Origin of the sequence: Sorangium sp. So ce406, assembly GCF_051474675.1 — a bacterium.
Classification (GTDB): domain Bacteria; phylum Myxococcota_A; class Polyangia; order Polyangiales; family Polyangiaceae; genus Sorangium; species Sorangium cellulosum_G.
The window spans coordinates 11,522,356-11,534,554 of the sequence record NZ_CP150340.1; the positions used below are offsets into that span (position 1 = coordinate 11,522,356).

The window sequence follows — 12,199 nt, forward strand, 5'->3', positions numbered from 1 at the left end:
AACCTGGCCAGTTGGCCGGCCAACTGGCCGGCTGGCCGGCCGACCATGAAGTTCATGACGCCCGAGTGGGTGCGTTCGGTCGTCACCGCCGGACCCCCGAGACGACCGCCGGCTCACCCCGTCATCCACCCGGGGCGCTTGCCCGGTAGCGGCGGGCGAGCGACGGAAAGATCAATCGTCTCGATGGGTTCCAGTCGAGGCTGAGCCGCGCCACGCTCCGCTGTGGCCTGACGTGCCTCTTTCGAGGTCTTCAGCGTCTGCGGCGAGAGGGCGGCGCGGCCAGGTCGCGCGGGAGCCCCGCTCGGCCGGGGGAGATGGTGGCGAAGAGAGACTTCGCCGCTCGCCGCGCTCGCCTCCGCCAGATGGACACGGGAGCGCCTCCCCGTCGTGCCTTCATCGCCTCCGAGCTCCAGGCGCGACTCGTGCAAGGGCAGCACGCCGGCCGGCTCAAGCCCCGCCGCCCCGCGCACTGCGCGCCTCGTGAAAGCGGTCGTCCTCCCATGCGCTCAGGACGGTCGCCAACCGCGGCGCGCCGGTGTGTCGTCCGATCCATCATTCAATGCGTTGTTCGGTGCGTCATTCGGTGCGTCATTGAGTGCGTCATTGGGTGCATAAACGACGCGATGATCGCGTCTCAATTTGTCTTGACGAGAGCAAGTCGATTCTGGTCTGGTTCACGATCGCTCCGCCCTGCGAACGGCAAGGGCACGTATCGGAACCCGCATGCAGCGGACACATCCTCGAGCCATCTTCGCCGCGCTGGTGGCGGGCTCCTTCTCTGCGCGACCTGCCGGGGTGCTGTGGTCGTGGGATATGTGCTGCTCCGACTCAAGCCCGGTGGGCAGCGCTTGGTACGTGGTATTCATGGCTCGTCCGCGACGAGGCGCATGCGACGGAGCTCGGCCTTGAACCGCGCTCTGGGGCGGCGTCACGGCGCCTTCGACGTCGTTGCTGGCGTCCATCTCGGGCACTCGCATGGATACCCCGATCACGGCATCGTGACGACGACCGATGGACAGTTGTAGCTCATGGAATAGGGTTGCTTGCGTTACGCGATTGTATTAGAATGGTTTCTGGCAAGGGGGTAGGATCCATGTGAGCCACGGAGTCGCCACTCCTGTGCTCACCGGTGATCCCCTGCCGAGCTTCGGGGGAGCGCTCTCGTCTGCGCGGTGTTTTTGCGCTCGAGAAGCCCCGGTCTATCCGATGGCTGCGCGGGGGTGGTGGACGGACGCGTGGGTTCGCCTCTCGTCATCGTAGTGCGTTTTGCTGGCCGCGATCGGGTTCAGGACTCGAGAGCGGGGCTCTGTTTCGGCTCCTGTGTCTTGCGTGTCTCTCGTTACTGCCGCCCAGCCGTCCGGCCGTGACGAGACCGCCAGTCCGCCGTCATCGAGACGGGGGCTGTGGTGCGTGAATTGATGGCAGCGACGGTCACTCAAACAAGGAAAAGAACATGGCACAGCGGTTCAATGCACAGGCGGGCGCCTGTGGATCGATGGTCATTGCACTGACGATTGCGGTCTCCGCGTGCACCGCGGGCGACGAAGGGCCTGTGACGAGCGACTCGGAGGACAACGGGTCCATCCGGGCGGCGCTCACCGTCGGAGGCGAGCGGCACGACGTCACGGCGGTCCACTTCAAGGTCGTCGACCTCTACGCGTCCTGCAGCGACGCGGCCATCGCGGAGACCACCAGCTCGCTCGAAGAAGAGGCGCTCCCCGGGAGCGTCGTGCCCGCCGGCGCGGCGAACCACGCCGGCGCTGACGGGCTGTTCGTGCTGCCGCCCGGCGACTACCGCGTCTGCGTGTCGCCGCTCGGCGCCGAGGGGCCGTCGCGCGAGTGCGCTCCCACCGAGGGGACGGCCTCCGTCTTCTCGGCCGTGACGACGGAGGTCCTCCTCGTGTCGCAGTGCGGCGCAGCCGCGAACGGCGGGCTCGACGTGATCGTCGCGCTGAACGATCCGCCGAGGCTCAATGACCTCGACATCACGCCGAGCAAGTTCATCACGCAGTGCGAGACGGCCACGATCGCGGTCGCCGCGGAGGATCCCGACGGCGACCCAGTCACCTATTCCTGGGCCGTCCTCTCGGCCCCTCCCGGCGCCGCACCCGTCCTCAACGCCACCGACGCCGTGGCTGACTTCTCGACCGACACGCCGGGCGACTACCAGCTGCAGGTCGTGGTCTCGGACGTGTACGCCGCCGCGAGCTCCCTGATCTTCCCGGTCCACGTGTCGGCCGAGGAGTGCGGCGCCTGCGCGTGTCCCGACGGCTTCACGGCGCTCCCCGACGGCGGCTGCGCGAGGGCCTACGACATCGACGCGAGCCTCCTCGTCAACCAGAACGACAGCTGCGACTTCACGGGCGAGGACCGGTACAACGGCTGCAACGGCGAGCCGTACGGGTTCCAGTGGACCGACGCCGGCGCTGGGCTCTCCGTGGCCCGGGTCGACGTCGAGTTCGAGACGGGCATCACCTGCTCCGGGGGCAACAGGACTGCGTGGCTGAACGGCGCGCCGATCGGGAGCTTCGACACGGTCGGCCTGTGCGAGTGCGAATCGCCGAGCGGCCTCGTCTCGCTCCAGGGCGTGGGCACCGGCAGCTACATTCCGGGCGGCGTGAACACCGTCACGATCCCCGCCGACAGCTGCGAAGGGCTGAGCCAGAGCGGGTCGCTCGGCGGCTCGTTCGCGCGCGTCACCGTGACGTACAGCTGCGGCCCCGTCGTCCAGGAGGGCAACGTCGGTTACTACGACATGGCGTTCTCCCAGGGAAACCCGACCCAGGAGCGGCCCATCGTCACGGCGGGCGGCACCCCCGTGAACGTCTTTGATCTGTCGGCCAGGGAGCTCACCGCGCTCGATGTGCTCTTCGTGCAGAACCCGGACAACGCGTCCTTCGGCAGCGAGTACCTCGGCCAGCTCGGCGCGATCGAGGAGGCGGTCGCCTCCGGGCTCGTCCTCATCATCCATGACCGCTTCGTCGATACCGCGAACACCATCCTGCCGGGCGGGAGCGACTTCACGATCCTTCGCGACTTCGCGGACGACCGCAACATCGAGATCGTCGACCCCACGACGCTCGTCACGAACGGCCCCGGCGGCGTCATCAACAACGCCTCGCTCGACAATGGCAGCTCGTCGAGCCACGGGTTCGTCGTCTCGGGCACGCTCCCCGGTGGGAGCGCCCGGATCCTGAGCCGGACCAGCCCCGAGGAGCTCGTGACGATGTGCTATCCGTACGGCGCGGGCGCGGTCGTCTATTCGACGATCCCCCTCGATCACTACCTCCAGGGCGGCAGTGGCACCGAGGTGGAGGCGAACCTGACCCAGATCTACGCCCCGAACGTCGTCGCCTACGGGCTCGCCGGCGCCTGCTCCACCCGCCGCTGATCGCGGCGCCCCGCCGCTGACCGCTATTCGCCCCGCCGCTGACCGCTATTCGCCCCGCCGCTGACCGCTATTCGCCCCGCCGCTGACCGCGGCTCCCCCACCTCATCTCGACCGCGCCGCCGCGCACCGCTCCGCGTAGGCAGCGGGCGTGAAGCCGACCTGAGCCTTGAAGTCGCGGATCAGGTGCGCCTGATCGTGATACCCGAGCTCCTGCGCGAGCGCCGCCCACGCGACGGGCGCGCCCGAGGCCACGCGCTCCGCGGCCTCCTGCACGCGTGACCGCCGGATGATCCACTTGGGCCCGACGCCGATGTACCGCTCGAACGCGCGGTGCAGCGTGCGGACCGAGACGCTCGCGACCCGGGCGAGATGCTCGGCGCGGTGCATGTCGCGATCGCCCTGCGCGCGGGAGGCGAGCGCCATGGCCTCGTCGAGCCCGGCGTCCTCCGGGCCCTTGCGCGTGCGCAGGGCTTCCTCGACGGCGCGGATCGCGGTGGCGTCGTCCGGCTGCTCGAGCACGGCGCGCTCGAGCGGCTCGGCCACGCTGCCGAAGATCTCGACGAGGGGGACGACGCTGTCGACCAGCCGGCGCATGGGGAGCGGCGAGAAGGGGAAGAAGCCGCCCGGCTTGAACTTCGTCGCGACGACGCGCCCCGTCCCCTCGAGCCGGGCGACCTCGCGCCGGGTCCCGATACCGTGCAGCGCCGAGCCCGGCGCCTCGATGGCCAGGTTGACGCAGGGGTGCGGCAGGATCTCCTGCTCGAACGGCGCGGCGAGCGACCAGCGGACGACCCAGTGCCAGTCGACGAGGCTGGCCAGGTCGGGCGCGGGCGCGTGGCGGCGCAGCTCGAAGCGCTGGAGGCCCGCGGCGGGGTTCAGGATGCCGCGGGTAGGGTCCTCCGGGGTGATGCTCGGGCTCATGATCGCGCGTGGCGCTCTTTTACAATACCACGCCTGGCCGTGGCTTTAGCGTCGGTCCCCGGAGGCAGCAACATGGCTGATTCGACCACGCCCCCGCGGGGCAACCTCGTCTTGTTCCATTCACCGAACTCGCGCTCGATGGGCACGCGCGTCCTGCTCGAGGAGCTGGGCGCGCCGTACGAGCTGCGCGTCCTCAACATGAAGGCCGGGGAGCAACGCAAGTCCCCTTACCTCGCCGTGAACCCGCTCGGGAAGGTGCCCGCGATTCTGCACGACGGCGCGCTCGTCACCGAGCAGGTCGCGATCGTCATCTACCTCGCCGATCTGTTCCCGGAGGCGGGCCTGGCCCCGGCGATCGGGGATCCGCGGCGTGGGCCGTATCTCCGGTGGATCGCGTACTACGGGTCGTGCTTCGAGCCGGCCGTCGTCGATCGGGCGATGAAGCGCGACCCGGCTCCCCCCTCGACGTCGCCGTACGGAGACTTCGATGCGATGTTCGGCGTGGTGGCGGAGGCGCTCCGGAAGGGGCCGTATCTGCTCGGCGACCGGCTCTCCGCGGCCGACGTCCTCTGGGGCGGGGCGCTCGACTGGATGCTGAAGTTCAAGCTCGTGCCCGAGCTGCCGGAGGTGAAGGCCTACGTCGCGCGGGTGTGCAGTCGGCCGTCGTTCGCGCGGATCGCGGCGAAGGACGCAGAGCTCGCCGCGGCGCACGAGGCAGCCGTCGCGGCCGAGGCACGGGCGAGCTGATCCTGCCCCGCCCGGACGCCCGGCGGCGCCTCCGGCCGCCGCTGGCTTGACGTGCCCGGGGCCGGGCCGCAGAGCCAGCACACCAACGACCATGGGGAGCCGGCTGCTCGTCCGCAAACCGCTGTCCGTGCTGAAAAAGGAGCTGGAGGGGGAGCACCGCCTCCGGCGCGCCCTCGGGCCGCTGCAGCTCACGAGCCTCGGGATCGGCGCCATCGTCGGGACAGGCATCTTCGTGCTCACCGGCCAGGCCGCGCACGACAAGGCCGGTCCCTCGCTGATGCTGTCCTTCGTGGTCGCGGGGCTCGCCTGCGTGTTCGCGGCCCTCTGTTACGCGGAGTTCGCGGCGATGGTGCCGGTCGCGGGCTCGGCGTACACCTACGCGTACGCGACGCTCGGCGAGCTGCCAGCGTGGATCATCGGGTGGGATCTCGTCCTCGAGTACGCCGTCGGCGCCGCCGCCGTCGCGCACGGGTGGTCCCACTACTTCCAGGATTTCATCGGGATCTTCGGGGTACAGCTGCCAAGACAGCTCAGGAGCGCGCCGTTCGACTACGATCCAGCGCTCGGCGAGCTCGTGTCCACGGGGGCGATCTTCGATCTCCCCGCCGTCCTCGTGACGACCGCGGTCACGATGATCCTGCTCAAGGGGATCCGCGAGAGCGCGGCGTTCAACGCCGCGATGGTCGTGCTCAAGCTCGCTGTCGTGCTCTTCGTCCTCGTCGTCGGCGCGTTTCACGTCGACCCGGACAACTGGCGGCCGTTCGCGCCGTTCGGGTATGGGGGGCTCAGCTTCTTCGGTCACACGATCTACGGCGAGGTCGGCAAGGGGGGAGAGCCGCTCGGGATGCTCGCCGGCGCCGCGACCATCTTCTTCGCGTACATCGGGTTCGATGCGGTCTCCAACCACGCCGAGGAGGCGAGGCGCCCGCAGCGCGATCTGCCCATCGGCATCGTGGCCTCGCTCGTCATCTGCACCGTCCTCTACGTCGCCGTCGCGGCGGTCCTGACGGGCATGGTGCCCTACACCGAGCTGAGCATCGACGCGCCGGTCTCCGACGCCTTCGCGCGCGTCGGCCTCCCGTGGGCCCAGTTCATCATCTCTCTCGGGGCGATCGCCGGGATCACCTCCGTGCTGCTCGTGCTCATGCTCAGCCAGCCGCGCGTGCTGCTCGCCATCGCCCGCGACGGGCTCCTGCCGAGGGGCTTCTTCGGATCGGTGCACCCGGTGTTCAGGACGCCCTGGAAGTCCACCTTCCTCACCGGGTTCGTGGTCGCCGCCCTCTCGGCGCTCCTCCCGCTGCGCATCCTGGCAGAGCTCGTCAACATCGGGACGCTCCTTGCGTTCCTGTTCGTCTGCGCCGCGGTCCTGGTCATGCGCCGGACGGCGCCGGACGCGCCGCGCCCGTTCCGGGTGCCGCTCTATCCGCTCACCCCGATCCTCGGGATCGCGATCTGCCTCCTCCTCATGTTCTCGCTGCCCACCGAGAACTGGCTGCGCCTCGCGGCCTGGCTCCTCCTCGGGCTCGCGGTCTACTTCGGCTACAGCCGCAAGCACAGCACGCTGACGGCGAGCCCGTGACGCCGCGGCGCGCGTCGCGGCGCCACCGGGATCGGCCTACCCCGGCGGCGCGGGCCCTCGCGGCGGCTCGCCCTCCGCCGGGGCGCAGGATCCAGCGACGACGCGGGGCAGATCGACCGAGAAGGTCGCGCCGCTCCCGGGCGCGCTCTCCACCCGCACGGCGCCGCCGTGCTGCTCCACGATGAGCCGCACGATCCAGAGGCCCAGGCCGAACCCGCCGTAGTGCATCACCGACGCCGCGCGCTGGAACCGCTCGAAGATGCGCGCCTGGTCGCCGGGCGCGATGCCGATGCCGCGGTCCTGCACGGCGAACCGGACCCGCTCCGCGTCGGCCTCGACGCGCACGTCGATCGGGGCGCCGGCGCCGTACTTCACGGCGTTCGACAGGAGGTTCGTGATCACCTGCTCCATGCGGGAGCGATCCCAGCGCACGAGGACCTCCGGGCTCCCGAGCAGCCGGATCGGCGAGCCCTGCGCCTGCGCTTCCTGGAACCGCTCGACGCCCTCGCGGAGCAGCGCGACGAGGTCGAAGTCCTCGACGTGCAGCGACAGGCCCTGCGCGGAGATCCGCGAGACGTCGAGCAGATCGTTCACGAGATCGCTCAGCCGGAAGACGCTCCGGTGGATGGTCGAGAGCTTGGCGTCGAGCCGCGGCACGCCCTGGGGGGCCTGCCCGCGCCGGATCGCCCGGCGCAGGCTATCCACCTGCAGCACGAGCGCCGTGAGCGGCGTCTTGAGCTCGTGCGACGCGATGGAGAGGAACTCGTCGCGCACCTGGACCGCCTCCTGGAGGCTGCGGAGCAGCCGCTCGCGCTCCTGCTCCAGCCGGAGCCGCTCGGTCTCGTCGCGCGTGTTCATCACCGCGCCGGCGGGCGCGCCGTCCGCGCGGCGCAGGGGCGAGGCGCTCGCCGACAGGACGCGCAGCGAGCCGTCCGGACGCCGGACCTGCCAGCGGGCGCTCTCCACCTTCTCCCCGTGCAGGGCGCGGTGGAGCGGCGTCTGCTCGGCCGGCATCGGGGCGCCCTCCGGCGTGAAGAAGCCCGCCGTGCTGGCCCACTCGTCGATCGTGCGCTCCGCGGCCGGCCCGAGCTGCCGCTCGGCCTCCGGGTTCATCAGGCGGATGACGCCGCGCTCGTCCACCATGACGATCCCGTCGCCGCTCTGCCCGACGAGGCGCCGCAGCACCGCGTGCTCGGCCGCGCGCCTGCCCTCGCTCCGCTGGAGCGCGTCCTCGGCGCGCTTGCGCTCGATCCCCTGCGCGACCGTGTCGGCGATCGTCCCCAGCGCGTCGAGCACGTGCTCGTGCAGGGGCCTCCGCGCGAACATCGCGACGACGCCGATGAGCCGGTCCTCGACGAGCAGGGGGTATCCGGCGAAGGACACCATGCCCTCGCGCCGCGCCCACGCCTTCTCGCTCACCTGCAGATCGTTCAGGACGTCGTTCGTCAGGTGCGGCCGGCGCTCCTTCGCGATGCGGCCGATCTTGTAGCTGCCGACGGGGACGCGGCTGTGAGGCCCGTCCAGGTGCGTGTACATCCCCGCGCTGGCGTGGAGCTCGAGCACCTGATGGAGGTCGTCGAGCAGCCAGATGCGCGCGAACGCGGCGTCGAGGTGCCCCCGGATCGCCTCGGCGCAGCCCTGCAAGAGCTCCAGCATCGTCCCGGAGCGGGCCAGCGCCGCGCTCACCTCCGCCCGGAGCGCGCTCATGAGCGCCTGCACCGCGAGGAGCTCTTCGCTCCGCTTGCGCTCGGTGATGTCGACGAACGTGACGACGGCGCCGACGACCTCACCTTGCCGGCGGATGGGGCGGGACCAGTACTCGACGGCGAGGCGCGTCCTGTCCGCGCGGAAGAGCAGCCCGCCGTCGAGGTGCGCGGGCTCGCCGCTCCGGAGCGTGCGGCAGATCCGGCACTCGGACTCGGGCAGCGGCGCGCCGCTCGGGTGCGTGTGGTGGACGAGCTGGTGCATGGTGCGCCCGACGAGCTCCGCCTCGTCCCGGTAGCCGAGCAGCCGCACGCAGGCCGGGTTGGCGAACGTGCACCGCCCCGCGCGATCGAGGCCGTAGATGCCCTGCTCGGTCGACTCGAGCAGCGCCTGCGTCCGCTCCTCTGCCTCGCGGAGCGCGTCCTCGGCGACCCTCGCCCGCGTCACGTCCGTGGAGACGCCGCGGACCACGGGCGCCCCGCCAGCGTGGTCCCTGCGGCGCGCGAGCTCGCTGCTCAGCCACACCGAGCGGCCATCCGCGGCGAGGAAGCGGTGCTCGATCCGCTCGGTCGCCCCTTCCGCGAGGACCTTGCGCACGAGCGCGAGCAGCCGCGGCCAGTCCTCCGGGTGCTGCTGCCTCCAGAACAGCCCGTCGTCCGCCGCCCAGCGCTCCGCGGCGTGCCCGAACAGCTCCCTCGCCGGCGCGCGCACCGACGACAGCTCGAGCGCGTCGCCCCGCATCTCCCAGAGCAGCGCGTCCACCGCGCCGAGGAGCGCCCGCGCGCCCTCATCCTCCGGAACCGCCGGCGCGCCCCGCTCGTCCTCGGAGGGGGCCAGGCTCTGCCGGCCTGCGTCCGACGGCTCCCGATGCGCGTCGATCAATCGGCCCTGGAGGTCACCCGCCGGACAACCCACGTGCCAGGCTAGCATGTTCACCGCGGCGCGCCCCCGGGCCTACCCGGCGCCCGGCGGCACGATGGCTGAGCGCGAGCGCGCGTCGCGCCCGCCGGTGCGATCGGGCGCGACCTGGGCGAGGATGGCGCGGAGGGGCAACGACACCGTGCGGCTCGGAATCCGGCTTCAGCTCTTGCTCGCGCTCGGCGCGCTGCTCGTGCTGGCGTTCGTGCCGCTCTTCTTCGCGGTCGCGAGCCTCACGCAGGCCACGATGGGCGGGGTGCGCGCGTCGAGCGCCCGCGCGATCGGCCGGGCCATCGCCGGGCACGTCGCCGCGGCGCGGGCGAGCCGGTCCGCGCCGGAGCTGTCGCAGCTGCTCGAGGCGCAGCTCGGGCCGGACGGGGCGTCGGCGATCGGGGTCTACGACGCGGCGGGCGCGCTCGCGGACCGCGCCGGGGAGCCGGAGATCGCGGCCGCGCTGCCGGCCGCGGTGGAGGCGGGCGCGGAGGTGCTGCGGGCGGTGCGCACGGCGCGGGGGGGCGCGATCCTGGTGGTCGTGCCGGAGCACGCGCGCGAGGGGGGCACGCGCGCGGGCGGCGGGCGCGAGGCCGCGGGCGCGGCGCCGGCGGGCTCGGTCGCGGTGCTGGTGCCGACGGACCCGTCGACCGTGCCCGCCGCGCCGCTCGTCCGGATCGTCGCGCTCTACACGGGGGTGGTGGCGCTCGGGCTGCTCGTGTTCGCGTACATCGCGATGACGCGCCTCGTGGTGCGGCCGATCGACGCGCTGTCGCGGGCCGCGGGGCGCGTGGCCGGCGGCGCGCGCGACCTCGAGGCGCCGCAGGCGGGCGCGCGGGAGCTCGCCGAGCTCGGGGCGAGCCTCGCGCACATGACGAGCCGCCTCCGCGCCGACGAGGAGTCGCTGCGGGCGAAGATCGCGGAGGTCGAGCGCTACGCGGCGGACCTGAAGAGCGCGCAGGAGCGGCTGGTCCGCTCGGAGCGGCTCGCGTCGGTGGGGCGGCTCGCGGCGGGGCTGGCGCACGAGATCGGCAACCCGATCGCGGCGATCCTCGGCCTCCAGGAGCTGCTGCTCGCGGGGGGCCTCACGCCGGCGGAGGAGCGCGACTTCGTCGAGCGGATGAAGCGGGAGACGGAGCGCATCCACAAGATCCTGCGCGACCTGCTCGACTTCGCGCGGCCGGCGGCGCCCGGCGCGGGTGACCCGGGGGGCGCGGGGGACGCGCCCTCCGGCTCCGTGGCGGACGCGCTCGAGGACGTGCTGTCGCTGGTGGCGCCGCAGAAGGAGTTCCGCGGCGTCGAGCTCGCGCGGGACATCGCGCCCGACGTGCCGCCCGTGCCGCTGTCGCACGGGCGGCTGGTGCAGGTGCTGCTGAACCTGCTCCTGAACGCGGCCGACGCGGTGCCGCGCGCCGGCGGGCGCGTGTGGGTGCGCGCGTCGCGGGGCGCGGACGGGGGCGCGCGGATCGAGGTCGAGGACAACGGGCCGGGGATCGCGGAGGCGGTCCGCGAGACGCTGTTCGAGCCGTTCATCACGACCAAGGAGGTCGGCGAGGGGACGGGGCTCGGGCTCGCGGTGTGCCGGGGGCTCGTCGAGGCGGCGGGCGGCTCGATCGGGGTCGATCGGGGGGACGGGGGCGGGGCGCGGTTCGTGGTGAGGCTGCCGGCGTCACCCCTCGTTCATCCGCCAGCCATCGTGAGCACGACGTTCCCCCGCTTGTGACCGTTCTCCACGTACCGATGCGCCTCGGCGGCGTCGGCCAGCGGATAGGATCGATCGATCACCGCGGTCAGCTTTCCGAGCTCGACGAGGTCTCGAAGGTAGGCGAGGTCGTCGCGCGTCCAGTGGAAGTTGGAGGCTCCGCCGACGATGCGCTTGCCTCCCCTCGACCACGTCCAGAGCATCTGCAGAAGCTCCCTGACCCCGAACACGGTCACCAGATAACGGCCCCCGGGACGAAGGGAGCCCTCGACCCGGGCCAGGGACGTCTTGCCGATCGTATCGAAGACGATGTCGTAGGTCCGGCCGCTCCTCGTGAAATCCTCCTTCGTGTAATCGATGACCTCGTCGGCGCCCAGCGACTCGACCAGGGCCACGTTTCGCCCGCTGCAGACCCCGGTGACCCGAGCGCCAAGGACCTTGGCGAGCTGTACGGCCGCCGTGCCGACCGCCCCCGAAGCGCCATAGACGAGCACGTCCTCCTGAGGCCTCAGCCTCGCCATGTTCCTCAGATACACGAGGGCGGTCAAAGCCCCGTTGGGGATGCAGGCCGCCTGTTCGCAGCTCATGTTGCCCGGCCTGGCGGCCATGATCGCATCCTCGGGGAGGCACCTGTACTCGGCGTGGGCCCCGAGGCCCGTCCCGGTATACCCAAAGACGGGATCGCCAGCGCGATAGCGGGTGACGTCTCTGCCCACGGCCTCGACCTCTCCCGCGAACTCCATGCCCAGGATCGTCTTTCTTGGTCGTCGAAACCCGAAGAGCAATCCGATGGGAAGCCACAGCAAGGGCGGATGCTTGAATGCCCTCATCTTCGGATCTTCGGCGCTCACGGTGGTCGCGCGGATGCGGACGAGTACCTCACGATTCCCGGGAACAGGCTTGTCCACCTCCGCGAGTCGGAGGACCTCGGGGGGACCGTACGCGGTGAACACGACAGCTTTCATGGGGTAGTCTCTCGGTCGAGGGGCGCGGCCGGGCACGGGGCGCCGCGGTGGAGCCGCCGTGCGCCGCGCCGGTGCGCCATTTCTCCCTGCTGTAACGCCGGCTGGCGCATGCGGCCGCTCCAGGACGGAGCCTCTCGGCTCCGGGACGGCGGGCTCGATGCGACGCGACCGGCGGGATCGCACGCGACGGACCCCCGGGCAGCTCTGGTACCGCGGGTTCCGGTCTCTTTTGCGCCGTTGCGCCGTTGCGCCTTGGCGTTGAAATCTCTCCACGGATCGGT

Annotated in this window: 7 protein-coding genes; 4 read left to right on the forward strand and 3 right to left on the reverse strand. The window is 71.7% G+C overall.

What is annotated here, in order from left to right:
* The first annotated feature begins 1,552 nt into the window (after positions 1-1,552).
* Positions 1,553-3,391, forward strand: a complete 1,839-nt coding sequence (locus tag WME96_RS43315) for a hypothetical protein (RefSeq protein ID WP_437287382.1) — start codon at positions 1,553-1,555, stop codon at positions 3,389-3,391.
* A gap of 102 nt (positions 3,392-3,493) precedes the next feature.
* Here the strand turns inward: WME96_RS43315 and WME96_RS43320 are convergent, their stop codons facing one another.
* Entirely contained in the window at positions 3,494-4,312 is an 819-nt protein-coding gene (locus WME96_RS43320) for an AraC family transcriptional regulator (RefSeq protein WP_437287383.1), read from the reverse strand.
* Positions 4,313-4,384: 72 nt separating this feature from the next.
* Between WME96_RS43320 and WME96_RS43325 the strand changes: the two genes are divergently transcribed.
* Both WME96_RS43325 and WME96_RS43330 read left to right on the forward strand, forming a co-directional pair.
* Positions 4,385-5,059 (forward strand): glutathione S-transferase family protein, encoded by a 675-nt coding sequence (locus WME96_RS43325; protein ID WP_437287384.1) that lies wholly within the window; start codon positions 4,385-4,387, stop codon positions 5,057-5,059.
* Between the two features lie 91 nt (positions 5,060-5,150).
* Positions 5,151-6,638, forward strand: a complete 1,488-nt coding sequence (locus WME96_RS43330) for an amino acid permease (RefSeq protein WP_437287385.1) — start codon at positions 5,151-5,153, stop codon at positions 6,636-6,638.
* 36 nt (positions 6,639-6,674) lie between these two features.
* On the opposite strand, the gene WME96_RS43335 is transcribed toward WME96_RS43330, so the two are convergent.
* Entirely contained in the window at positions 6,675-9,224 is a 2,550-nt protein-coding gene (locus WME96_RS43335; RefSeq protein WP_437287386.1) for a PAS domain S-box protein, read from the reverse strand.
* A 94-nt stretch (positions 9,225-9,318) separates the two neighbouring features.
* On the opposite strand from WME96_RS43335, the gene WME96_RS43340 reads away from it, so the two are divergent.
* The gene (locus tag WME96_RS43340; protein ID WP_437287387.1) at positions 9,319-10,974 is read left to right on the forward strand and encodes an ATP-binding protein; all 1,656 of its coding nucleotides are present in this window, start codon (positions 9,319-9,321) and stop codon (positions 10,972-10,974) included.
* Here WME96_RS43340 and WME96_RS43345 read toward each other — a convergent pair.
* Positions 10,932-11,918: an NAD(P)-dependent alcohol dehydrogenase gene (locus WME96_RS43345; RefSeq protein WP_437287388.1), complete on the reverse strand. Its 987-nt coding sequence runs from the start codon at positions 11,916-11,918 to the stop codon at positions 10,932-10,934. The two genes, WME96_RS43340 and WME96_RS43345, sit on opposite strands and share 43 nt — an antisense overlap.
* Positions 11,919-12,199: the final 281 nt, after the last annotated feature.